Origin of the sequence: Kitasatospora mediocidica KCTC 9733 (assembly GCF_000744225.1) — a bacterium.
Lineage (GTDB): Bacteria > Actinomycetota > Actinomycetes > Streptomycetales > Streptomycetaceae > Kitasatospora > Kitasatospora mediocidica.
This window is the reverse complement of the sequence record NZ_JQLN01000001.1, coordinates 608241-630924: the sequence shown is the minus strand read 5'-3', so window position 1 is coordinate 630924 and position 22684 is coordinate 608241. Positions and strand designations below refer to the sequence as shown.

The window sequence follows — 22684 nt, the reverse complement described above, 5'->3', positions numbered from 1 at the left end:
TGGGCCGCGGATGCCGTCGTCGGGCCGCCCGGGCGGCCCGTGCGGGTGTGAACGGTGCGTCAAGCATTCCTGGCGGCCCGTCAGGGATCCGTCAGGACACCGACACCGCCGCCACGCGGCCGATTGGCTGGTCCCGGGCTCACCCGACTCCCGCGGTGGCACTCGCCCGCGCGCAGAAGGTCCCGCCGTATGCCTCTTCCGGCTCCCCCCTCCGAGACTCCCCTCTCGGGGACTCACGCCACCGACGACAGCGCGGCCCGGCCCGCGAGCGCAAGCCGCCACCGCGCGGCGAGTGGGCTGTTCGAACCGAAACAGCTGGTCCGGTCGTTCCCCGAGGCGCTGCGCAAGCTGCACCCACGGGTCATGGCGAAGAACCCGGTGATGTTCGTGGTCGAGGTCGGTTCGGCCCTCACCACGCTGTCCGCGCTGATCTCGCCGAGCGTGTTCACCTGGCTGATCAGCCTCTGGCTCTGGCTCACCGTGGTGTTCGCCAACCTCGCCGAGGCGGTCGCCGAGGGGCGGGGCAAGGCGCAGGCCGAGTCACTGCGCAGGGCCAGGACGGGGACGGTGGCCCGGCGGCTGGTGCGCTGGCGGGTCGGGATCGAGCGCTGCCCCGAGGAGCTGGTTGCGGCCGAGGAGCTGCGGCTGTACGACTTCGTGGTGGTCGAGGCCGGTGAGACGGTCCCCGGTGACGGCGATGTGGTGGACGGCATCGCGGCCGTCGACGAGTCGGCGATCACGGGTGAGTCCGCCCCGGTGATCCGGGAGGCCGGCGGCGACCGCTGCGCCGTCACCGGTGGCACGCGGGTCCTCTCGGACCGGATCGTCGTACGGATCACCTCCAAGCCCGGCCTGACCTTCATCGACCGCATGATCGCCCTGGTGGAGGGCGCCGAGCGGCGCAAGACCCCGAACGAGATCGCCCTCAACCTCTTGCTGGCCGCCCTGACCGTCATCTTCATCCTCACCGTGGTCGCGCTCCAGCCGTTCGCCGTCTACGCGGGCGCCGAGCAGAGCATCACCGTGCTGGTCGCCCTGCTGGTGGCACTGATCCCCACCACGATCGGCGCGCTGCTCTCCGCGATCGGCATCGCCGGTATGGACCGCCTGGTGCAGCGCAACGTGCTGGCGATGTCGGGCCGCGCCGTGGAGGCCGCCGGTGACGTCAACACCCTGCTGCTGGACAAGACCGGCACCATCACCTTCGGCAACCGCCAGGCCGTCCGGTTCGTCGCACTGCAGGGCGTGCCCGAGTACGAACTGGCCGAGGCCGCCCAGCTGTCCAGCCTCGCCGACGAGACCCCGGAAGGGCGCTCGATCGTCGTACTCGCCAAGCGGGCCTACCAGCTGCGCACCCGCGCCGAGGGGGAGCTCGGGCGCCTGGAGTTCATCCCGTTCAGCGCGCACAGCAGGATGAGCGGCGTCGACCTCTGCCGCCCCGACAGCCCGCCGATCCTGGTACGCAAGGGCGCCTGCGCGGCGGTCGCCACCTGGGTGCACGAACGCGGCGGCCAGGTCCCGGCACAGGCCTTCGAGATCGTCGACGAGATCGCCCGCACCGGCGGCACCCCGCTGCTGGTAGCCGTCCACGACCGGTACGGCGCACGCGCAATGGGCGTTGTCCAGCTCACCGACGTCGTCAAGGACGGCATCCGCGAACGCTTCGCCGAGCTGCGCCGCATGGGTATCAGGACCGTGATGGTGACCGGCGACAACGCCCTGACGGCCCGGGCGATCGCGGACGAGGCCGGCGTGGACGACTTCCTCGCCGAGGCCACCCCCGAGGAGAAGATGGCCCTGATCAGGCGGGAGCAGGAGGGCGGCAAGCTGGTCGCGATGACCGGCGACGGCACCAACGACGCCCCCGCGCTGGCCCAGGCCGACGTCGGTGTGGCGATGAACACCGGCACCTCGGCGGCCAAGGAGGCCGGCAACATGGTGGACCTGGACTCCAACCCCACCAAGTTGATCGAGATCGTCGAGATCGGCAAGCAGCTCCTGATCACCCGCGGCGCGCTGACCACCTTCTCCATCGCCAACGACGTCGCCAAGTACTTCGCGATCATCCCCGCCATGTTCGCCTCCGCCTACCCCGGCCTCGGCGATCTCAACATCATGGCGCTGCACAGCCCCAAGTCCGCGATCACCTCCGCGATCATCTTCAACGCCCTGATCATCATCGCCCTGATCCCGCTCGCCCTGCGCGGCGTCCGCTACCGGCCCGCCTCCGCCTCCGACCTGCTGCGCCGCAACCTCGGCGTCTACGGCCTCGGCGGGCTGATCCTTCCCTTCATCGGCATCAAACTCATCGACCTGCTCGTCCAGTTCGTTCCGGGCCTGTGAGCGAGCACACCCGCCGACCCGCCATCAGGGGCGCGTTCGGATTCCGGGCGCGCCCGTCAGGGCAGCGTCTGGAACGCGCACCGACCGATCACCCGGGGGTGAGTTCCGCGGGTCCGTCGCGCGCGGGTCCGATACCGCCGACCTGCGGAGCATGGAGCAGCTGCGCGACGGGCTCGCCAACCGACCCAGGAGCCGGCCCCCGACGGCTCCCCCACCCGCTACACCGTCGAGGTGGACCTCGACAGCGTCACCGACCTCGAACAGCACCGGACGGACCTGCTGCCCCCCAGACGGTGGCCTGAGCCTTCCAACGACAGCTGCCCCACCAGCCCGAGGTGGGGTAGCTGCACCGAGTTGACTCTTCGCCTGGTCCTTCGCTGCGAAGGGGACGTCGAGGTAGAGCCGACCGTTGATCTCGGCGCCGGGCGGCGGCCGGCTGCCGCTCGCGCTGCCGCCGGCCGCCACAGGAAGGGCGGGGCCACGCTGCTGACGGGCGGGACGGCTGCTGGTTGGGCACCGCGTCCGGTGGCAGCGTGCTGGGTGCGTCGCTCGGGGCGGGCGCGGTCGATGAGGGGTCAGCGCAGCCAGGGGTGGTCGCGGACGATCGGCAGGGCGGCCCAACGGCGGCCCAAGCCCCAGGTGTCGCCGGCGCTGGTGGCTGCGAGGGCGATCAGCAGCAGTGCGTAGACCAGGTGGTAGTCGGCGAAGGGGTTGCTGGAGCCGCTGGCCGCGCCGTTGGAGAGGTGGCGGGCGGGAGGCCACTCCGCTGCCCACATCAGGGCGAGCAGCAGGGTGCCGTTGGCGGTGGCGAGCCGTAGGGCCACACCGCTGACCAGCGCGACGCCGATGCCGAGCAGGCCGAGCATGAACAGCCAGTCCACCCAGCCCTGGCCCGCCAGCCGGTGGAAGGTCGACGCCAGCGGGCCGGCCGCGACGTGGCTGAGGAAGCCCTTCGTGGGGGAGCCGCCGTTGACCCAGGCGTTGGCGTCGGAGGTGGCGTACCCCCAGCCGAAAGCCTTGTCCAGGAAGGCTCAGAGGAACACGAAGCCGAGCACCGCACGGGCCGACGCGAGCGCCTTGGCGGCGGCGGTGGTGGTCGTCGTGGCGGTGGCGGCGTCTACCGCCTGCCGGTGGTGGCCGGTGGTGCGGCGCAGCGCGGCAGCGACGCGGTAGCGGAGCGGGTGCAGGTGGGTGGACTGGACGGTCATGGCAGGTTCCCATCGGTGGTGGGTGGTGGGTGGTGCGTTGGTGAGTGAGCGGCTCAGGCGAAGGCAGTCTTGAGTGCGTGGTACGCGGTCTTGGGGTCGGACAGTGCGTGGTAGATCGGTGGGATCTCGCTGTCGACGTCCTCCGGGACCTCCACGTACTGGCCGAGGAAGGCGAAGTTGGCGGAGCCCCACAGGCTGAAGACGCCGTCCCGCTGCCCGGACGAGTCGACGGCTGAGCGGCGCGCTTGGCCTGTGCCGGTCGTCCTGGCCGGGGGCGACGGTCGCCGGTGCGACGGGAACGTCAGCAGGGTTCCGCACTCGCGCCGCGCGTCCGCCCCGACCACAGCGGCTCCACACGCGCCCAGCCCTGCTGCCAGAGGGAGTCCGCCTGGCGGTCGAGCGAGCGGTGCTGACTGCCGAGGAGGGTGGCGCCGGCTACCGAGAGGATGCCCAGGGTGCCGAGTCCGACGAGGACGGAATCCGCCACGATGTCGGCCTCGCCGCGCGGCGGCGCGCTGAGGTCCCCGCTCCTGTTCACCCAGATGGAGGCCGTGCTGCCCGGTGCGGCCTGTGCGGTGACCGGGGCCGCACGGGTGACGCTGTGACCGGCGGGGTACGTCCAGGCCACCTCCGCCTGGAAGCCGGTGGAGGCCACACCGGTGATCGAGCCCCGGGCCTTCTGAGGTGGAGTCAGCACCGTGGCCTCCACATGGTGCAGGCGCTGCGACTCGCTCAGTGCGTGTGCCTGGTCGTTGTGGAGGGTGAGGAAGGCCGCGGCTGTGGCCAGCCCGGCCGAGAGGGCCAGCCCGAACCCGGCGGCGAGCAGTCCACGGCCGCGTGCCCGGTCGATGTCGCGGCGCAGCGGGTTGGCGCCCGGGTGGACGGCCGCACGCAGGTGTCGGGCCGGCGCTCCGGCCAGGATCGAACCGCGGGTCGGACGGGCAGGGCGCGGGGCTGAGGGCATGGTGTCACTCCAGGAAGGGCGCCGAACGCGGACGTGGAGCCGGGCTTCGCCGCCCTGTTCTCCGATGTCCATCAGCCTGGCGCGGCGGAGCTGGTGACCCACAGGGCCTGTTGGCCCCCACTTCGGGCCGGGTGGGCCCGGCCGTGGGGACAGGCGCTGAACCCACCGGCCTTGCCGGACGGTCGTGGTGACGTCGGCTCATGAGTGGTGGGGACGTTCTGCGGGACCTTTGGGCCTCGCGGCGGTACGGGGGCAGGGCGACCGTGGCATGCAGGGCCGGTGACCGGGATGGTCCGGCTTCGTGGACGTCCTCAGGAGGTGGACACCGTGATACGTCACGTCGTCGTCGGGGTGGACGGTTCGCAGGCGAGCCTGCGCGCCGCGCAGTGGGCGGCGCGGGAAGCACTGCTGCGGGGTCTTCCGCTGCGGCTGCTGAACGCCTACCCGCTCCTACCCCACCTGCTGCCCACGCCTTCTCAGGGCGTCGAGCCGGCGGACGGGCGGGCGCGGGGAGACCTGCGGAGCGTCGAGAGCAGACTCGCCCGCAGCCATCCGCGACTTGAGCTGATGGTCGACCAGATCGTCGATCTTCCGTCGGTCGCCCTCCTGGCGGCGAGTGAGGACGCCGAACTGCTGGTCCTGGGAGCCCGGGGGCAGGGGGGATTCCGTGAACTGCGTGTCGGCTCGGTCGGGCTGCACTCGGCGGCGCGGGCCTACTGCCCCGCGGTGCTGGTCCGCTCCCGCGCCGGTGAGGGGGAGGCGCAGGCTCAGTGGCCGGCCCTGCGGGAGATCGTGCTGGGCCTGGACGCGCACGACCCCGCCGAGGCGGCCGCAGCGTTCGCCTTCGAGTCCGCGGAACGGCACGCCTGCCGCCTGCGGGTGGTGCACGCCTGCGTCCACCCCAGTGGGCAGGCGACGGGTGGGGTGGTCTTCGGACGCCGACGGGAGGCACAGGCCCGACTGCTTGACGAGGTCCTCGCGGACTGGCGCAAGCACTATCCGGACGTGCCCGTGATCCAGGAGCTGGCCGATGTCGGACCGGCGGAGGCCCTGGTCAGGGCTGCGGAGAAGGCGGACCTGCTGGTGGTGGGTCGGCGTGAATGGGCCGACGGTCACCCGGCCGGCCTGGGGTCGACGCTGCCGGCTGTGCTCCAGCATGTGCCCGGCCCGATCGCCGTGGTCCCCGTCGCGTCGGCTCCCGACCTGCGGGCGTGGCCGCCGTTGGAGCATCACCTGGGTGAGGCCGCCGGGGCGCGTCACCGCCGGCGCTGAGTCGGTCGCTCCGGCCTTTGCGGTGAAACAAGGGCCGTTCGGGGTCGGGGGCGGACCTGTCGGCCGATACCGCCCAAGTGCGGTGCCGTACGAGAGTTCTGTCGGTGAATCAGCGGAGTGCGCGCCGGCGCTCCGCTCGTCGTGGGAACGAGAGAGGGGACGAAACCATGAAGCTTCCGGTGGTGGTGGGGGTGGACGGGTCCGCACAGAGTGCGGCCGCCGCCGAGTGGGCCGGCTACCAGGCCCGTCGCAGCGGGAGCGGCCTGCGCCTGCTGCACGCGGTGCGGCCGCCACGTCCTGGTGCGGCGACGGGCCGGTCCGAGCGCCTGCCGGACCCGGTTGGGGAACTCCACGTCCGCATCGCCCGCCTGCTCCCGGAGCTGGACGTGTCGCTGGTGAGGTGCGCAGGTGACGCCCTGCACGTACTGAGCGCCGCGGCCGAACACAGCGAACTGTTGGTGCTCGGTTCGCGCGGGCTTGGGGGCTTCGCCGGTCCGCTCGTCGGCTCGGTCGCGCTCGACGTGGTGGCGGTTGCCCACCGCCCGGTGGTGCTGGTCCGCTCCGGGATGGCGAGCGAGCACGCCGGCTCGGGGGAGGTGGTTCTCGGTGTCGAGGGCAGCCGGCCGTGCGAGGAGGTGATCGGGTTCGCGTTCGAGGAAGCGGCCAAACGCGGTGCCGTGCTGCGGGCGGTTCACGGCGGCCTTCCCCCTGCCGGGCCCTATCTGACCAAGGCTCCGCTCCCGCAGCCGCAGATCAGAATCGCGCTGGCCGCAGCGCAGGTGCAGCAGCTCCAGGACTGCCTGGACCGCTGGAGTGACAAGTTCCCCGAGGTCCGGACGTCGGTGGAGCTGATGGACCACGGCGCCGCCAGGGCACTGGTCCAGGCGTCGGCGTCGGCGGACCTGCTGGTGGTCGGCCGACGGATCCCCGAGCGCTCGCTGCCCGGGCTGCACCTCGGTCCGGTGGCTCATGCGGTCGTCCACCATGCGCACTGCCCGGTGGCCGTGGTCCCGCACACGGCCTGACGCACGCCCTTCGCCTGCGCGGACAGCTGCGACAGCGGGACACGTGACCTTCGGCCCCGTTCTGTACCCCGAACCGCCTTCGCCGCCACGCCTGTTCGCGGTGGTGCTCGAAGCGCGCCACCGCGCCCTGAACCACGCACGCCGCTCCCCTCGGGGGTGAGTACGTCGATCAGCCGTCAGCCGTCAGCTGTCGGTTGCCGGGATCCGTAGTGCGAGTACGGCCATGTCGTCGTGGCCGTCGCCGGGGCGGGCGGCGGCCAGGGCCGCGCCAAGGTGCTCCAAGGGCTGGGCCGCCAGGGGAGCGGCGACGGTGGCTATCGTGTGCAGGCCCTCGTCCAGGTCGCGGCGGGGGTGTTCGACCAGGCCGTCGGTGAACATCACCACGGTGGCGCCGGCGGGCAGGGTCTGGCGGTGGTCGAAGCGGGGCAGGTCGGTGTCGACACCGAGCGCGACATCGGGATCGTAGGTGAGGTAGCGGGCGGTGCCGTCGGTGGTGACCAGCAGGGGCGGCGGATGGCCGGCGTTGCTCCAGCGGAGGGTCCAGGCGCCGTGCGAGTGGTCGATCCTGGCAAGGCAGGCGGTCGCCATCGGCGCCTCCGGTAGCGCGTTCAGGGCCCGGTCGAGCCGGGCCAGCACCTCGGCGGGGGTGGCGGCCGTGTCAAAGACCAGCGCGCGCAGCATGTTGCGGACCTGGGCCATGGTGGCGGCGGCGTTCACGTCGTGGCCGACCACGTCGCCGACGATCATCACCAGGCCTCCGTCGGGCAGTTCCACCGCGTCGTACCAGTCGCCACCGAGCAGCGCGGGTTCGGCGGCGGGCTGGTAGACGGCCCAGGCTGTGACGGGGCTCAGGTTGGGGAGTGAGGGGAGCAGCAGGCGCTGGAACTGTTCGGCGCTCGCACGCACTTGTTCGTAGAGGCGGGCGTTCTCGATGGCGATGCCGGCGGCGCCGGCCAGCGCGGTGACCACAGCCTCGTCGTCGGGGTCGAACGGCTTTCCGCCGAGTTTGTCGGTGAGGTAGAGGTTTCCGTAGACCCGGCCGCGCACGGTGATGGCCACTCCGAGGAGGGTGCGCATCGGGGGGTGGCCGGGCGGGAAGCCCGCAGAGCCGGGGTGCGCGGCGATGTCGTCGACCCGCAGCGGCCGGGGGTCGTCGATCAGGTGTCCCAGCAGGCCGCGGCCGTGCGGCAGCTCGACTCCGGCCAGCTCGGCGAGTTCGCGTTCGTCCATACCGACCGGAATGAAATCGGCCAGTTCCCCGCCGCCCTCGTCGAGGACCCCGAGCGCTCCGTAGCGCGCCCCGACCAGCTCCATCGCGGTGGTCACGATCCGGCGTAGCACCACCGACAACTCCAGCTCCCGGCTGATTGCCAGGACCGCGTCCAGTAGGCCGCTCATCCGCCCCTGGGTGTGGGCCAGTTCGGCCAGTTGCTCGCCGAGCCGGTCCAGGTCCGCGTCCAGGCTCAGTTGCCGGGAGGGGAGCTGTGCGGGCCAGGGGTCGTGCGAGTCCACCGGTGGTGCCCTTCCGCTGGTGCTGCCGTCGCCCGGGCGGGCTGGGAGGGGCGATCAGGCTCGCCTCGACGGGTCGAGGTTAGCGGTCCGGCGGTCAGCGAGTGACTCGAATGTCTGCGCAGGTCACCCGTGGATCGATTATGGCAGGTTCGGTCCGAGCCTGGCCGGGCCGTGCACGGACCGAACCTGATTTCTCCGGTCAGCCGCGACTTCCGGGTGCTGCCACCGCCGGAGCCGACAGCGTGTCGTCGACCCGATAGCCGAGGTGGCTGATGACCGCGACCACGCCGTCCACGCTGCGGCACAGCCGCTCCGCGACGGCCAGCAGGCTCCGGCGGTCGAGCGTGCCGGCCAGGGACACCTGGCCGTCGTGCACCTGGACCTCGACGGAGTCCGGGGCGATGCCCAGGGCGCCGTCCAGGACCTCGCGCCGGATCTCCTCCCGGATCGCCTGGTCGCGGCGCAGGAAGACCCGCAGCAGGTCGCTGCGGCTGACGATGCCCACCAGGCGGCCGGCTTCGTCGACCACAGGCAGACGCTTGAGGTGCCGGTGGTTCATCGCGCGGGCGGCCTCCACGACCGTCCACTCGGGACGGGCGCAGACCGCGGGGCGGGTCATCAGCCCTTCGGCGGTGGTCGCCTCGCTCTTCTTCCGCTCACCGCGCGACAGGCGCGGGGCGAGCAGCAGCCCCGCGGAGTCCTCCTGCGCGACCTCGTTGCACAGCAGGTCCGCCTCGGAGACCACACCCAGCGGTCGGTCCTGCTCGTCCACCACCGGCACCGCTGTGATGTCGTTGCGGGACAGCACCTGGACGACCTCCTTGAACGGCGTGTCGGGCCGCACGTGCACCACGGCCGACGTCATCAGCTCTCCCACGATCCGGTGTCGCATCGCCTGGATTCCTTTCGTACGGTGGTCAGTTGCCGCCTCGCGGTCGCGTCCGGCGGATTCTGCGTCCCTCTACTGTCGTTCGGGGACCCGGTGCCGCACGTGGGCCCTTCGGGTCCCTGGCCTTGCCGTACGGCCCTGCGCCGGATGGTGACGAGACATCAGGCGCGATCGTCGTGTTCACGGCGACGAGCCGGTCCTCGCCGCATCTCCTGCCCCAGCAGGGGCGGTGTGTGGCGGGGACCGGCTCGGGTGGACGACCGCCGCCGGGTCGGTCCGAAGGGCCCTGTGGCGTTACCCGTGAGCGGCGGCGTGCGCCCGTCGGCGGAGGCGGTGCGGGGTGAGCGGGCCGGGGTGGCTGAAGCGCCCGGCCCGGCGCTGGATGCGGTGGGCGCGGCCGCGTCGGCGCACTCGGGGCGCGGGGGTGTGGCGGGCGGTGAGGCGGGTGAAGAAGATCTGCTTGGCGCCCTCGATCAGCACCAGGTAGAGCACGGTCATCAGGGTCAGGGCGAGGAAGTACCCGGCCGGCAGGGCGGTGAAGCCCAGGGCGCTCGCCAGCGGCGACATCGGCAGCGCGATGCCGACCGCGACGACGCCGAGTACGGCAGCCAGCAGCGGGAGGCTCGGGCGGCTGCGCATGAACGGCACGCGGCGGGTGCGGATCGCGAAGACCACCAGGGTCTGGGTGGCCAGCGACTCGACGAACCAGCCGGAGCGGAACAGGTCCGGCCCGGCGTGGAAGATCCCGATCATGACCCAGAAGGTCAGGAAGTCGAAGGCCGAGCTGATCGGTCCGAAGAAGAGCATGAAACGCCGGATGAAGGCGATGTCCCAGTGCGAGGGCGCGCGCAGCTGCTCGGGGTCGACCTTGTCGGTGGGGATGGTCAACTGGCTGGAGTCGTAGAGCAGGTTGTTCAGCAGGATCTGGGAGGGCAGCATCGGCAGGAACGTGAGGACCAGTGAGGCTCCGGCGGCGCTGAACATGTTGCCGAAGTTGCTGGAGGTGCCCATCAGGACGTACTTGATGGTGTTCGCGAAGATCCGTCGCCCTTCGGCGACCCCTTCGGCGAGCACGCCCAGGTCCTTCTCCAGGAGGACGACGTCAGCGGCGTCCTTGGCGACATCGGTGGCGGTGTCCACGGACAGCCCCACGTCTGCGGCGTGCAGGGCCAGCGCGTCGTTCACGCCGTCGCCCAGGAACCCGACATCGCGTCCGCGCCGTCGCAGGGCCCGCACCACGCGGGCCTTGTCCTCGGGGGAGACCCGGGCGAAGATCGTGGCCCGCTCGGCGGCGTCGGTCAGCTGTTCGTCGTCCAGCGCCTCGATGTCGCGGCCGGTCAGCGTGCCACCGGAGGCCAGGCCCAGATCGACGCAGACCTTCTCGGCGACGAGCGGGTTGTCACCTGTGCAGATCTTCACCGCGATGCCCAGTTCGGCGAGCCGGCGCAGCGAGTCGGCGGCGCCGGCCTTGGGAGGGTCCAGGAAGACCAGGAACCCGGCCAGACGCAGCCCCTGCTCGTCGCCAGGGGCAAGTGTCGTCAGGCCGTCGGCGTTCTTGGTGGCCACCGCGACGACGCGGCTGCCGGACGCGAAGTGGGAGGCCAGGACGTCCCGCACGCCGTCGGGCAGATCCGAGCAGCGCTCCAGTACCGTCTCGGGCGCGCCCTTGACGACCATGAGCCGGGTGCCGTCCGGCTGCTTCCCCAGGCAGGAGGTGAGCTGCCGGACGTGATCGAAAGGCAGTTGGGCGATTCGCTGCCAGGCGCCGACGCGCTGTGGTGTGACGCCAGGGGCGTCCCACAGTGCGGCGTCCAGCGGGTTGGCGCCCAGGTGTTCGCCGTCCATGGCGGTCTCGGTGGCCAGCAGTCCCAGTCGCAGGACCTCCTGCGAATCGGCACCGAGCGGGTCCAGGGCGGCCTGGAAGCTGATGCGGCCTTCGGTCAGGGTTCCGGTCTTGTCGGTGACCAGGACGTCCATGTCGCCGAGGTCCTCGATGCACACCAGGCGTTTGACCAGCAGCTTGCGGCGCGCCAGTTGGCGTGATCCGGTGGCCAGGCTGGTGCTGACGACCGCGGGCAGCAGTTGCGGGGTGATGCCCACCGCGATGGCCAGCGAGAAGAGCAGGGCGTCCAGCAGCGGGCGGTGCAGCAGCAGGTTGATCACGAAGATCGACGTGGTGAGCACGGCGGCGACCTGGAGCAGCAGCATGGAGAACCGGCGCAGTCCGGCCTGGAAGTCGGTCTCCGGCTGGTGCTCGCCCAGACCCAGCGCGATCCGGCCGAACTCGGTGCTCCCGGCAGTGGCGACCACGACGCCGGTGGCGCTGCCCGCCTGGACGACCGTGCCCATCAGCGCACACGAGTGCAGTTCCGCGAGCGCCGTCCCCTCGACAACCGGCCGCAGGTCCTTCTCCGAGGCCGCCGACTCGCCCGTCAGCACGCTCTCGTCGCACTCCAGACCCGTGCACTCCAGGAGGCGTACGTCGGCGGGCACCACCTGACCCAGGGTCAGCCGCACCACGTCGCCGGTGACCAGCTCGGTGACGTCCACCTCGGTGGCGGTACCGCCACGCACCACGACGGTGTTGTGCCGGACGTGTGAGTGCAGGGCCTCGGCGGAGCGTTCGGCGCGGTATTCGTTGACGAAGCCCAGGGTGATGCTGAGCAGCAGGATGACGGCGATGATCAGTGCGTCGGTCTGCTCCCCGAAGAAGTACGAGACCGCTGCGGTGACCATCAGCAGGATCAGCAGCGCGCTGCGCAGCTGGCGGCCGAGGACGGCCAGGGCGCTGACGTGGTGGGAGCGGACGGCGTTCGGCCCGTCGGTGACGAGCCGATGGGCTGCCTCCTGCGCGGACAGGCCCTCGGGACTGCTGCCGGTGGCGTCCAGGACGGCCCGGGTGTCGAGCGAGGCCGCGGCCTTCGTGCTCAGGCCGCGGCGTGATGAGACGGTGTTCGGCGGACCATCTGCACGGTGTTCGGCCAGCCCTGTGGAGGAGGTCACCGGTGTCTTCCTGTTCTCGCGATGGTGAGGCGGATCGGACGGGACGGCCGTGCCGGTGGAGCAGGCCAGGAGGCCCGAGCCACCGGCACGGCCGTCGATCAGTTCTCGTCGTCGCGGACGACCACGACCGGGCAGGTCGCGTGATGCACGCAGCGCTGGCTCACCGAGCCCAGCAGCGCCTCGGTGAAGCCGCCATGGCCGCGGTTGCCCACCACGAGCAGCTCCGCGCCGTGTGCCGCGGCGACCAGGGCCTGCGCGGCGTTGCCCTGCACCACGTGCTCGCGGATCTCGACCGTGCGGTCCGGGCCGGCGGCCTTCGAGACGCACTCGCTGAGCACCTTGCCCGCCAGAGCGCCGAAGTCGGTGTCCACGGTCATCGGGATACTCCAGCCGATGGTGGCTGGGTACTCCCAACTGGTCAGCGCCTCGACGGCGGCTCCGCGCAGGCCGGCCTGCGCGATCGCCCACCGCAGGGCGGCCTCCGAGGACGGGGACCCGTCCACGCCCACCACGATCCGCCGCTCGGTTGCCTTGTCGAACTCCATGAGGTCCTCCCTGGGGTTTGTGTTCTCGTGCGTCAGCCTGCTTGTTGTCATGGCCGGTTGACAGGGCCGCCAGGTCCCGCACACCGGGACCATCGGGCCCTTCGAGGCCGTGGTCCGCAAGGGTGTCGGCTGCCGCTACGGTGAACCTGGGACGTGTTCACCACCCGGTGGCACGAAGGAGAGGGGCCCCATGGGCAGGGACGACACGCCGCGGATCCCGCAGCTGCGCTTGGACGAGTTGTTGGAGGAGCTGCAGGCGCGCATCGACACCGCCCGGGGGACGCGTGACCGGGTGCACAGTCTGCTGGAGGCCGTCCTGTTGGTAGGCCGGGAGCTGGACCTGACCCAGGCGCTGCGGCAGATCGTGGAGTCGGCGGCGGTGCTCGTCGACGCGAAGTACGCGGCGCTGGGCGTGATCGGGCCTGACGGCCGTTCGCTCTCCCAGTTCCTCACTGTGGGGATCTCCGAGGAAGAGGCCGTGAAGATCGGCCCGCTTCCCTCCGGGCAAGGGACCCTCGGCGAGCTCATCCGGCACCCCGAACCACTGCGGCTGTCCGAGATCTCGCAGAGCGCGGCGTCATACGGGTTTCCGTCGAACCATCCGCCGATGCGTACCTTCCTCGGGGTCCCGGTGCGGGTGCGGGACAAGGTCTTCGGGAACCTCTACCTGACGGACAAGCGGAGCGGAGAGGATTTCGACGCCGACGACGAGGCGGTCATCTCCACCCTGGCCGTCGCTGCCGGGGTGGCCATCGACAACGCCCGCCTCTACCAGGAGTCGCAGCGCCAGCAGCTGTGGCTGCGGGCCAGTGCCGAGATCACCCGGAGCCTGCTGTCCGGCAGTCCGAGGGCGCAGGTGGTCGAGCTGATCGCGCAGCGGGCTCGCGAGATCACCGAGTCGGAGCTGGCCGATGTGTCGGTGGTGGCGACCGGTGCCGCGCTGCGGGTGGAGCTGGCGCTGGGCGGGGACGCGGCCGGCCGCCTCGGGCTCACGGTGCCCGTGGAGGGCACGCTGTCGGGCGCGGCCTACGCGGCGGCTGCCGCGGTGACCAGCGCCGACATCGCCAGTGATTCGCGCTTCCCGGCCAGCCCGACCCGCTTCGAGCGGTTGGGCCCGGCGGTGGCCGTGCCGCTGAGCACGGCGACCGGCCAGGTCAGCGGCACACTGCTGCTGGAGCGCCCGGCCGGGCATCCCGAGTTCACCGAGCAGGAGATCGGTCCACTGCTGGGTTTCGCCGACCAGGCGGCGCTGGCCCTGGAGCTGGCGGAGCGGCGCAGCGACGCGGAGCAGCTCGCGATGCTGGAGGACCGTGACCGGATCGCGCGCGACCTGCACGACCTGGCCATCCAGCGGCTCTTCGCCACCGGCATGACCCTGCAGAGCGCCGCCCGCCTCATCGAGCACCAGGGGGCGGCGGACCGGGTGACCCGGGCGGTGGCGGACCTGGACGAGACCATCAAGATCATCCGGTCGACCATCTTCGGCCTGCGTGCCCGGGAGGACGAAGGGGTGCAGAGCCTGCGCTCCCGTGCCTCCCGGGCGGTCGGTGAGGCGCAGGCCGCACTCGGGTTCCCGCCCCGGCTCAGCATGGAGGGCCTGCTGGACACCGACGTGCCCGCGCAGGTGGCCGACCACGTGATGGCCGTCCTGAGCGAGGCGCTCAGCAACGCGGCGCGGCACGCGCGGGCCCATCGCGTGGAGGTGAGCCTCCGGGCGACCGGCAGGGACCTCCTGCTCACGGTGACCGACGACGGCGTGGGCTTCCCGGCCGAGGGCCGGCGTAGCGGACTGCGCAACCTGGCCGAACGCGCGGAGCAGCTGGGCGGCACGATGGAGCTGGAGAGCCCCGAGGGCGGCGGCACCCGGTTGTTGTGGACGGTCCCGCTCCGCACGGAGTGAGGCGCGCCGGCGTGTTCAGCGGGGAGGAGCCGGGATGGACTCCAGGACGCGGCCCGTCACCACCTCGGGCCGCAGCCGGATCAGCACCTCCTCCGGTGCGGCGCCGCCCTTACCGGGCAGTACCTGCGCCGTGCCGAGGACGGTCACACTCCAGCCCGCGCCGTCCGCTCCGCTGACCTCCCCCACCTCGAAGGCGATCACCGCGTCGTGTACGGCCCGGGGTACCTCCGACCCGGCCGGGGCGCGCAGCAGGAGACTGCCGTCGCCGTCAAGGCGGAAGCGGACCGGCAGGACGGCAGGCAGCGCGCGGACCGTGTACACCACGCGCCCCACCGACATGTCGGCCAGCAGCCGCAGGCACTGCCGCTCGTCCAGCGGCTCACGATCGGAGGTCATGGGTCCGATCATCGTCCCCTGTCGGTTGCGCCGCGAGGGCCGATGGTCCCCGATCCAGGCCCGATCCTGCGCATAGAACCTACTGCCGTCCCGGGCGGTGCACCGCCTGCTGGTCGTGGGCGGCCTGGGTGGCGATGACGGCGGCCTGCACCCGGCGTTCCACGCCGAGTTTGGCCAGCAGACGGGAGATGTGGTTCTTCACCGTCTTCTCGGCCAGGTAGAGCTTCTGGCCGATCTGGCGGTTGGTCAGGCCCTCGCCGATCAGCGCGAGGATCTCCCGCTCGCGGTCCGTCAGACTGGGCAGTGTCGGCTGCTGCTCGGCCGCCGCGTCGCCGCGCAGCCGGGCCATCAGGCGGGTGGTGGCGCCCGGGTCCAGCATCGACTGGCCGGAGGCCACCGTCCGCACGGCCGTCAGCAGGTCGGTGCCGCTGATCTGCTTGAGGACGTAGCCCGAGGCGCCGGCCATGATCGCATCCAGCAGGGCCTCCTCGTCGTCGAAGGAGGTGAGCATCAGACACGCCAACTCCGGCATCTTGGAGCGCAGTTCCCGACAGACCGAGACGCCGTCGCCGTCCGGCAGCCGCACGTCCAGGATCGCGACGTCGGGTCGCAGCGCCGGCACCCTGGCCAGGGCCTGCTCGACCGTGCCGGCCTCGCCGACCACCGTGAGGTCGGGTTCGGCGTCCAGCATGTCGTGCACGCCGCGGCGCACCACCTCGTGGTCGTCAAGCAGAAAGACCCGGAACGGCGCCTTCTCAAGCCCCGCTGTACCGTCCGACATCGCGATCTCCGCATCCCTTGGGCCCGGCCTCGACGGCACAGGTGAAGCCTCACCGGCAGCCTTCCCCGTCCAGGGCCGAACGGCCAGGGCCGGTCGGCCCTATTCTCCTCCCTACCCGCCCGGCAAGGGCCCGAGCACGGTGGACGGACCGTCGGACCATGGAACCGGGACTCTTGGGCCCTGTTCGCCGGCCCCGTCACCGCGGTGCAGTGACCTCAGCACGGCCGCACCGACAGCGGTCCGACGAATGGGGAGAGGCGGCATCGCATGACAACGGCACCGGTAGTGGCGGCGATCGGCGGATCGGAGGACAGCGCCCGGGTGGTGGACTGGGCCGCCGACGAGGCAGCCCGGCAGGGGCGCCCGCTCCAGGTGGCCCATGCCTGGCGATGGAGCCGGTACGAGACCGACGAGACGGGAAGCGCCGACTACGTCCGCGCCCGGCAGGTGGTCCAGGACATGCTGAGCGAGGCCGCGAACCGGGCGACCGCCCGCCGACCGGGCCTGCGGGTCAGTACCTGGATTCTCGCCGACGACAAGCTCCCGGGGCTGCTGCGGATCGGTCGCCGAGCGGCCCTGGTCGTCGTCGGATCCCGCAAGCACCGGGCGGCAGACGTGCTGATGCCGGGAACGGTCGCCACCGGGCTGGTGCGCCACGCCGAGTTCCCAGTGGTCGTGGTGCGCGGCGAGCAGCCGCTGCCGGATAGTCCCCACAGGGTCGTCCTGGCAGTGGCGCCGGACCACGACCCGGGCCCCGCGGCCCGTTTCGCGCTTGCCCAGGCCGCCTCCCGCCAGGCTGAGTTGGAGGTGGTCCACGCCTGGCACCCGGACGTCGACCTGTCCGGCATGGCGGTCGTGATGGACACCGGGCCGGCCCTGGAGCGCGCGCAGGCGCTGCTCACGGCGGTCGCCACGCCGTTGGAGGGTAACGGCACGACGAAGATCCGGCGCAGTGCCCTCGTCGGCACTCCTGCCGGTCATCTGGTGGAGGCCACCACCGGCGCCGACCTGCTGGTGATCGGAGCCCGGCGCGGGCGTCGCCACCTCGGACCGCTCACCCGCGAGCTGCTGCGCCATGCGCCGTGCCCGGTGGCCGTCATCCCGCACGACTGACCGACCCTGTCCAGGGACCGGCCTCCCCAGGAGACCGGCCCCTGCTGGATCTACCGCAGCGACTTTGCGCTTTGGGAGGCATCGAATGAACCACACCGCGGCAGCGATCGAGCTGGACGCGTTGACCAAGAGCTACGGACCCAAGATCGGTATCGACCGGTTGGACGTCACCGTCGAGCGGGGTGAGGTCTTCGGCTTCCTCGGACCCAACGGCGCGGGCAAGACCACGACCATCCGCTGCCTGGTCGGGCTGCTGCGCCCGACCAGCGGCCGGGTCTCGGTCCTCGGGATGGACCCGGTCGCCGACCACCGCCGGCTCGGCCCACGGCTGGGATACCTGCCGGGGGAACTGCGGCTCTACCCCGAACTGACCGGACGTCAAACGCTGGGCCTGCTGGGTGACCTGCAAGGTGCACCGAACCCACGGCGGGACGAACTCTGCGAGCGGCTGGGCCTGTTGCCCGCCGACCTCGCCCGACCGGTGCGCGAGTACTCACGTGGGATGAAGCAGAAGCTCGGGCTGGTGCAGGCGTTCCAGCACGAACCCGACGTGCTGGTTCTGGACGAGCCCTCCGAAGGGCTCGACCCGCTCGTCCAGGAGAGTTTCTTCGGCCTGCTGGCGGAGACCGCGGCCGACGGGCGCACCGTGCTGCTCTCCAGCCATGTGCTGCCCGAGGTCCAGCGCACCTGCGGACGGGTGGCGATTGTTCGGGGCGGGCGCCTGGTCACCGTCCAGGCGGTCGCGGAGCTCCGGGAGACCCGGGCCCGCCGCGTACGACTCGTCCTCGCCGACGCGCTCGGGCCGCGCCCGCTGGGGCGCGCCGAAGCCTGGTCACCGGCCTGGAACGGTACGGAGCTGCGCCTGCTCGTCCCACCGCAGGAGGTTGCGGACGGCCTGCGGGAGTTGCTGGCCACCCTGCCAGTCGTCGACCTGTCGGTGGAGGAGGCCGGACTGGACGAGGCGTTCCTCGATCTCTACCGAAGCCCGGAACAGAACGTGGAGACCTTTTCATGAGCGCCCGATTCCCTCTGTTCGTCCTCGCCCTGACCCGGCGCCGCCGGATGCTGGTCTTCCTGGCGGCCGGGATGGTGCTCTTCGAGGCGCTGATGGTGGTCGTCACCCGCGCCGTGCCGCCGGCGCAGCTGTTCGGCGGCGCGAGCGGTGGACCGGCCAGTGCGCTCAAGGCGTTCTCCGGCTCGACAGGGGACGTCTCGCTGGCCAGTTACCCCGGACTGCTCGGCGCCGGACTGGTCCACCCGTTCTGGATCGCGATGCAGCTCACCGCTATCGGCTCGCTCGCCGCAGCGGCGGTCGCGGCCGACGTGGAGGGCGGCACCATCGAACTCCTGATGGTCCGCCCGGTGACCCGTGCCCGTCTGCTCGCGGAGCGCACCGTGGCCCTGCTGGCCGCGACGCTGCTGCTCAACGCCGCCGCGACCCTGACGACGGCCGTCGGGATCGGGCTCTCCCCGCAGCTGCGCCAGGCGGTGCCACTGCGCGGGGTGTTCGCCGCCGGGGTGCTGGGCTGGTGCTTCAGTGTCAGCCTGGCCGGCCCGGCCCTGGCCGTCTCTGCCGCAGCCCGGCGCCGCTCCCAGGTCATCGGTGCCACCATCGCCTTCGGCGCGGTCGGCTTCGCTCTCAACTTCGTCGCCCTCGCCTGGAGCCCGGCAGCCCCGCTGCGCTTCCTCAGCCCGTTCCACTACTACACACCCGGCGACGCCCTCGCCCACGGCACCCTCGCGTGGTTCCCGGTCGCCGTCCTGCTCGCCGTCGGCGTGGCCGGCTTCTCCGCTGCCTTGCCGCTGCTGGCCCGCCGTGACCTGGCCCCCTGACCGGTTGCACGCCGACTGCCCCGGGCGGCTCCCCGCCCGGGGCAGCGGGCGTGCCCAGCGCAGGGGGTGAGTTCATGCGCGGAAGGGAGTGACCGGTCAGGCCCCGAGACGACCTTCCGTGGAGCAGCGGGAAATGGCACAGCGCCGGCGGGGTGGCCGGCGCTGTGCCATCGGGTGGCGGTGGCTCGACGTCAGATCGGCCGGTCGGGCCGGACATAGGTGCCCGTGGTGGACTGGAGGATGCCGTGGACGTCGCTCAGCGGGCCGATCGCCGCCATGGCGCCGGTGTGTTCGACGAAGCGGGCGGCCGCCTCGACCTTGGGGCCCATGGAGCCGGGCGGGAAGGCGAGGCTGCGTAGTTCGCGCGGGGTGGTGGTGTGCAACGGGCGGGCCTTCGGGGTGCCGTAGCCGGCGACGACGTGCGGGACGTCGGTGAGGATCAGCAGGAAGTCCGCCTTGACCTCCTCGGCGAGCAGGGCGGCGGTGAGGTCCTTGTCGACGACGGCTTCGGTGCCGGTCAGCTGTCCGTCGGCGTGCTCCACGACCGGGATGCCGCCGCCTCCGGCGCAGACCGTGACCGCCCCGGCGTCCAGCAGCAGTCTGATCAGGCCGGCCTCGGCGACCCGGCGGGGTTCGGGGGAGGCCACCACGCGCCGCCAGTGCTCACCGTCGCGGGCGATCGCCCAGCCGCGCTCGGCGGCTTGGCGGCGGGCCTCGGACTCCGTCCAGACCGGTCCGACGAACTTGGTGGGGGAGTGGAAGGCCGGGTCGTTGGCGGACACCACGGTCTGGTTGAGCAGGCAGGCGACCTGGCGGCCCGGCAGGGCGTTGTGCAGGCCCTGGATCAGCCAGTAGCCGATCATGCCCTGGGTCTCGGCGCCGAGCACGTCGATCGGGTAGGGGTGGGCGAGGGCCGGGTCGGCCGCGCTCTCCATCGCCAGCAGTCCGACCTGCGGGCCGTTGCCGTGAGTGATGACCAACTCGTGGTCGCGGGCGAGCGGCGCCAGCGCGCGGGCGGCCTCGGTGACCCGCAGGGCCTGGGGCTCGGCGTCGGGGTGCTGTCCGCGGGGAAGCAGGGCGTTGCCGCCCAGGGCTACGACGATGCGCACGGTGTTACTCCTCAGGGGCAGGGCGGTCAGCGGCCGAGGGTGGCGACCATGACGGCCTTGATGGTGTGCAGCCGGTTGGCGGCCTGTTCGAAGACGACGGAGTGCTCGGACTCGAAGACCTCGTCGGTGACCTCCAGGGCATCGAGGCCGGTCAGTTCGCGGATCTCCCGGCCGAGATCGGTGCCCGCGTCGTGCAGGGCCGGCAGGCAGTGCAGGAGCTTGACGTCCGGGTTGCCGGTGGCCTTCAGCACGGCCGAGTTGATCTGGTAGGGCCGCAGCAGGTCGATGCGCTCGGCCCACAGGCTGTGGTCCTCGCCCATCGACAGCCACACGTCGGTGTAGAGGAAGTCGACGCCCGCGACGCCCTGGTGGACGTCCTCGGTGTGGGAGATCCGGGCACCGCTCTGCTCGGCGAGCGCCCGTGCGGTGGCGGTGACCTCGTCGCTGTTCCACAGGGCGCGGGGCGCCACCATCCGGACGTCCATCCCGAGCAGTGCGGCCGTTACGAGCAGGGAGTTGGCGACGTTGTTGCGGGCGTCGCCCAGGTAGGCGAAGGAGATCTCATGGAGCGGCTTGCCGCTCTGTTCGCGCATGGTGAGCAGGTCGGCGAGCATCTGGGTCGGGTGCCACTGGTCGGTCAGTCCGTTCCACACCGGTACGCCCGCGTGGCGGGCGAGTTCCTCCACGCGCTCCTGGCCGCTGCCGCGGTACTCGATGCCGTCGAACATCCCGCCGAGCACCCGGGCGGTGTCCCTCATCGACTCCTTGTGCCCGATCTGCGTGCCGGCCGGGTCCAGGTACGTCACGTGCGCGCCCTGGTCGTGGGCGGCCACCTCGAACGCGCAGCGCGTACGGGTGGAGGTCTTCTCGAAGACCAGCGCGATGCTGCGGCCCGTCAGGCGCTGCTGCTCGGCGCCGGCGCGCTTGTCGGCCTTGAGGCGGGCGGCGAGGTCGACCAGGGAGGTGAACTCCTCGGCGGTGAAATCGGTCTCCTTGAGGAAGTGACGGTCCTTCAGGACTGGGCTCATGGTGGGGCTCCGGCTCGACGAGGGCGCCACCGCGTAGGCAGCGCTGGGGATTTCGGGGGGATCACCGGAACGCTCCCATGTTCGCCCGGCGGTGAGGCGTCCGCGAACGGCCCCGCTCATGGGGACCATCGGCCCTCTTGTGGCGGGCGTTCGGCCCGAAGCGCACCCGTCGTGCCCTTGGGCCCTGTGCTCGGGACCTTCGGCCCCGGACAGGGCCTGCCGCGGCCTTCGATGATCGTGACCGTTCGATCCCCACGGCGCCGGCTGTACGAGGAACGCGCTGGTCCGGGACCACACCACCACGACGAGGAACAGCACATGCCCAGAGAGAAGTCATCCCGCGCTGCGCACCTGAAGAAGGCGGACGAGCCCTCGGCCAAGGCCGCTACGACCTTCGGCCTCCCCACCGCGACCGCCCTGATTGTGGGCAGCATCATCGGCACCGGCGTCTTCGCGCTGCCCTCCGCCCTCGCCCCCTACGGGCCGATCTCGCTGGTCGCCTTCGCGGTGGTCACCGTCGGAGCGATCGCCCTGGCCCTCACCTTCGGCCGACTGGCCAAGCGGGTGCCGGGCAGCGGCGGCCCGTACGTCTACGCCCGCGAGGCGTTCGGCGAGTTCGCCGGCTTCCTCAACGCGTGGTCCTACTGGATCACCGCCTGGGCCGGCAACGCCGCCATCGCGGTCGCCTGGGTCGGCTACGTCGAGGTCTTCGTCAACACCGGCCACAACAAGTGGCTCTCCGCCGCCATCGCGCTGACCGGCCTGTGGATCCCCGCCGCCGTCAACCTGGTCGGCCTGCGCAGTGTCGGTGCCTTCCAAGTCGTCACCACCGTAATGAAGTTCATCCCGCTGATCCTGATGGCCACGGTCGGCCTGTTCTTCGTCCGTGCCGGCGACTTCGGGCCCTTCAACGCGAGCGGCGGCTCCCCGCTGGGCGCCGTCTCCGCTGCCGCGGCCATCGCGCTGTTCAGCTACATCGGCCTGGAGACCGCCTCGGTGGCCGCCGGCCGGGTGCGCGACCCCGAGCGCAACGTGCCCCGCGCGACCCTCTACGGCACCCTCGCCTGCGCCGCCGTCTACCTGCTCGGCACCCTCGCGGTCTTCGGCGCCGTCCCGCACGCCCGACTCGCCGCCTCCACCGCGCCGTTCACCGACGCCGCCAACCAGATGGCCGGCGGCAGCTGGGCCGGCAACGTCGTCGCCGTCGCCGCCATCATCTCCGGCATCGGCGCACTCGGCGGCTGGACCATGATCTGCGCCGAGATGCCCGAGGCCGCCGCTCGCGACGGACTCTTCCCCAAGGCGTTCGCCAGCCGCCGCGGCGACGTCCCGGTCTTCGGCATCGTCTCGGCCACCGTGCTGGCCTCGCTGATCACGGTTGCCGCCTACAGCAGCTTCGACCACGTCTTCACCGCCATCGTCCTGCTCAGTGTGCTCACCGCCGCCATTCCCTACCTCTTCTCGGCGGCCGCCCAGCTCTACTGGCTGCTCACCCACCGCCGCGAGGTGGCCCGGGGCCGACTGGTCCGCGACGCCGTGGTCAGCTCGCTCGCGCTCGTCTTCTCCTACTGGTCGATCCAGGGCAGCGGCTACCAGACCGTCTACTACGGGCTGTTCGCCATCCTGCTCGGCATCCCGGTCTACATCCTGCTCAAGCGCAGCCGCGGCGAGTACGGCGAGAGCGCCCTGCCGGCCGCACCCGCCCTGGGCACCGTCGTCGACGCGCCCGACAGCCCGCACCGCCACGCCGCCTGAACCCCACC

18 protein-coding genes and 1 pseudogene are annotated in these 22684 nt (G+C 71.9%); 8 read left to right on the top strand and 11 right to left on the bottom strand.

Annotated features, from left to right (window positions below; all coding sequences use genetic code 11):
- Positions 1 to 189: 189 nt before the first annotated feature.
- The gene (gene kdpB / locus BS80_RS02835; protein WP_035792182.1) at positions 190 to 2343 is read left to right on the top strand and encodes a potassium-transporting ATPase subunit KdpB; all 2154 of its coding nucleotides are present in this window, start codon (positions 190 to 192) and stop codon (positions 2341 to 2343) included.
- 575 nt (positions 2344 to 2918) lie between these two features.
- Here the strand turns inward: kdpB and BS80_RS02830 are convergent.
- The 3 genes and pseudogenes from BS80_RS02830 to BS80_RS02820 form a co-directional block, all read right to left on the bottom strand.
- A pseudogene (locus BS80_RS02830) lies at positions 2919 to 3551 on the bottom strand (hypothetical protein).
- A 53-nt stretch (positions 3552 to 3604) separates the two neighbouring features.
- Positions 3605 to 3895, bottom strand: a complete 291-nt coding sequence (locus BS80_RS02825; protein ID WP_035792180.1) for a hypothetical protein — start codon at positions 3893 to 3895, stop codon at positions 3605 to 3607.
- Positions 3853 to 4515, bottom strand: a complete 663-nt coding sequence (locus tag BS80_RS02820; RefSeq protein ID WP_035792177.1) for an Rv1733c family protein — start codon at positions 4513 to 4515, stop codon at positions 3853 to 3855. Before BS80_RS02820 ends, BS80_RS02825 begins: the two co-directional genes overlap by 43 nt.
- 327 nt (positions 4516 to 4842) lie before the next feature.
- Between BS80_RS02820 and BS80_RS02815 the strand changes: the two genes are divergently transcribed.
- Positions 4843 to 5787, top strand: coding sequence for a universal stress protein (locus BS80_RS02815; RefSeq protein ID WP_198045407.1), 945 nt, complete (start codon positions 4843 to 4845; stop codon positions 5785 to 5787).
- Between the two features lie 167 nt (positions 5788 to 5954).
- The gene (locus tag BS80_RS02810) at positions 5955 to 6812 is read left to right on the top strand and encodes a universal stress protein (RefSeq protein ID WP_035792174.1); all 858 of its coding nucleotides are present in this window, start codon (positions 5955 to 5957) and stop codon (positions 6810 to 6812) included.
- A gap of 183 nt (positions 6813 to 6995) precedes the next feature.
- Here BS80_RS02810 and BS80_RS02805 read toward each other — a convergent pair whose 3' ends face one another.
- The 4 genes from BS80_RS02805 to BS80_RS02790 all read right to left on the bottom strand — a co-directional run bounded on the left by BS80_RS02805 (position 6996) and on the right by BS80_RS02790 (position 12761).
- Entirely contained in the window at positions 6996 to 8324 is a 1329-nt protein-coding gene (locus BS80_RS02805; RefSeq protein ID WP_035792171.1) for a PP2C family protein-serine/threonine phosphatase, read from the bottom strand.
- A gap of 199 nt (positions 8325 to 8523) precedes the next feature.
- Complete coding sequence (locus BS80_RS02800; RefSeq protein ID WP_035792168.1) at positions 8524 to 9216, bottom strand: CBS domain-containing protein; 693 nt, start codon at positions 9214 to 9216, stop codon at positions 8524 to 8526.
- Between the two features lie 291 nt (positions 9217 to 9507).
- A complete protein-coding gene (mgtA, locus tag BS80_RS02795) occupies positions 9508 to 12216 on the bottom strand; it encodes a magnesium-translocating P-type ATPase (RefSeq protein WP_232246318.1) in 2709 nt (902 codons plus the stop codon).
- A gap of 98 nt (positions 12217 to 12314) precedes the next feature.
- Positions 12315 to 12761, bottom strand: a complete 447-nt coding sequence (locus BS80_RS02790) for a universal stress protein (protein WP_063771869.1) — start codon at positions 12759 to 12761, stop codon at positions 12315 to 12317.
- A 190-nt stretch (positions 12762 to 12951) separates the two neighbouring features.
- On the opposite strand from BS80_RS02790, the gene BS80_RS02785 reads away from it, so the two are divergent.
- Complete coding sequence (locus tag BS80_RS02785; RefSeq protein ID WP_035792165.1) at positions 12952 to 14661, top strand: GAF domain-containing sensor histidine kinase; 1710 nt, start codon at positions 12952 to 12954, stop codon at positions 14659 to 14661.
- A gap of 15 nt (positions 14662 to 14676) precedes the next feature.
- On the opposite strand, the gene BS80_RS02780 is transcribed toward BS80_RS02785, so the two are convergent.
- Positions 14677 to 15057 carry a pyridoxamine 5'-phosphate oxidase family protein gene (locus tag BS80_RS02780; RefSeq protein ID WP_035792162.1) on the bottom strand — a complete coding sequence of 127 codons (381 nt, stop codon included), beginning with the start codon at positions 15055 to 15057 and terminating at the stop codon, positions 14677 to 14679.
- A 79-nt stretch (positions 15058 to 15136) separates the two neighbouring features.
- Positions 15137 to 15838, bottom strand: coding sequence for a response regulator (locus BS80_RS02775; protein WP_035792160.1), 702 nt, complete (start codon positions 15836 to 15838; stop codon positions 15137 to 15139).
- A 267-nt stretch (positions 15839 to 16105) separates the two neighbouring features.
- On the opposite strand from BS80_RS02775, the gene BS80_RS02770 reads away from it, so the two are divergent.
- The 3 genes from BS80_RS02770 (at position 16106) to BS80_RS02760 (ending at position 18784) form a co-directional block, all read left to right on the top strand.
- A complete protein-coding gene (locus tag BS80_RS02770) occupies positions 16106 to 16951 on the top strand; it encodes a universal stress protein (RefSeq protein ID WP_035792157.1) in 846 nt (281 codons plus the stop codon).
- An 85-nt stretch (positions 16952 to 17036) separates the two neighbouring features.
- Positions 17037 to 17966 (top strand): ABC transporter ATP-binding protein, encoded by a 930-nt coding sequence (locus BS80_RS02765; protein ID WP_035792154.1) that lies wholly within the window; start codon positions 17037 to 17039, stop codon positions 17964 to 17966.
- Positions 17963 to 18784, top strand: coding sequence for an ABC transporter permease subunit (locus BS80_RS02760; RefSeq protein ID WP_035792151.1), 822 nt, complete (start codon positions 17963 to 17965; stop codon positions 18782 to 18784). The genes BS80_RS02765 and BS80_RS02760 overlap by 4 nt, the downstream gene beginning before the upstream one ends.
- A gap of 191 nt (positions 18785 to 18975) precedes the next feature.
- On the opposite strand, the gene BS80_RS02755 is transcribed toward BS80_RS02760, so the two are convergent.
- Both BS80_RS02755 and argF read right to left on the bottom strand, forming a co-directional pair.
- A complete protein-coding gene (locus BS80_RS02755) occupies positions 18976 to 19893 on the bottom strand; it encodes a carbamate kinase (RefSeq protein WP_035792148.1) in 918 nt (305 codons plus the stop codon).
- Positions 19894 to 19919: 26 nt separating this feature from the next.
- Positions 19920 to 20921 (bottom strand): ornithine carbamoyltransferase, encoded by a 1002-nt coding sequence (gene argF / locus BS80_RS02750; RefSeq protein ID WP_035792145.1) that lies wholly within the window; start codon positions 20919 to 20921, stop codon positions 19920 to 19922.
- Between the two features lie 318 nt (positions 20922 to 21239).
- On the opposite strand from argF, the gene BS80_RS02745 reads away from it, so the two are divergent.
- Positions 21240 to 22676, top strand: a complete 1437-nt coding sequence (locus BS80_RS02745) for an amino acid permease (RefSeq protein ID WP_083974115.1) — start codon at positions 21240 to 21242, stop codon at positions 22674 to 22676.
- The last annotated feature ends 8 nt before the right edge of the window (positions 22677 to 22684 follow it).

Excerpts from the sequence above, each read along its gene's own strand:
- kdpB (WP_035792182.1), top strand. The coding sequence starts at position 190 with ATGCCTCTTCCGGCTCCCCCCTCCGAGACTCCCCTCTCGGGGACTCAC.
- BS80_RS02820 (WP_035792177.1), bottom strand. The coding sequence starts at position 4,515 with ATGCCCTCAGCCCCGCGCCCTGCCCGTCCGACCCGCGGTTCGATCCTG.
- BS80_RS02810 (WP_035792174.1), top strand. The coding sequence starts at position 5,955 with ATGAAGCTTCCGGTGGTGGTGGGGGTGGACGGGTCCGCACAGAGTGCG.
- BS80_RS02800 (WP_035792168.1), bottom strand. The coding sequence starts at position 9,216 with ATGCGACACCGGATCGTGGGAGAGCTGATGACGTCGGCCGTGGTGCAC.
- BS80_RS02790 (WP_063771869.1), bottom strand. The coding sequence starts at position 12,761 with ATGGAGTTCGACAAGGCAACCGAGCGGCGGATCGTGGTGGGCGTGGAC.
- BS80_RS02785 (WP_035792165.1), top strand. The coding sequence starts at position 12,952 with ATGGGCAGGGACGACACGCCGCGGATCCCGCAGCTGCGCTTGGACGAG.
- BS80_RS02780 (WP_035792162.1), bottom strand. The coding sequence starts at position 15,057 with ATGACCTCCGATCGTGAGCCGCTGGACGAGCGGCAGTGCCTGCGGCTG.
- BS80_RS02775 (WP_035792160.1), bottom strand. The coding sequence starts at position 15,838 with ATGTCGGACGGTACAGCGGGGCTTGAGAAGGCGCCGTTCCGGGTCTTT.
- BS80_RS02770 (WP_035792157.1), top strand. The coding sequence starts at position 16,106 with ATGACAACGGCACCGGTAGTGGCGGCGATCGGCGGATCGGAGGACAGC.
- BS80_RS02765 (WP_035792154.1), top strand. The coding sequence starts at position 17,037 with ATGAACCACACCGCGGCAGCGATCGAGCTGGACGCGTTGACCAAGAGC.
- BS80_RS02760 (WP_035792151.1), top strand. The coding sequence starts at position 17,963 with ATGAGCGCCCGATTCCCTCTGTTCGTCCTCGCCCTGACCCGGCGCCGC.
- argF (WP_035792145.1), bottom strand. The coding sequence starts at position 20,921 with ATGAGCCCAGTCCTGAAGGACCGTCACTTCCTCAAGGAGACCGATTTC.
- BS80_RS02745 (WP_083974115.1), top strand. The coding sequence starts at position 21,240 with ATGCCCAGAGAGAAGTCATCCCGCGCTGCGCACCTGAAGAAGGCGGAC.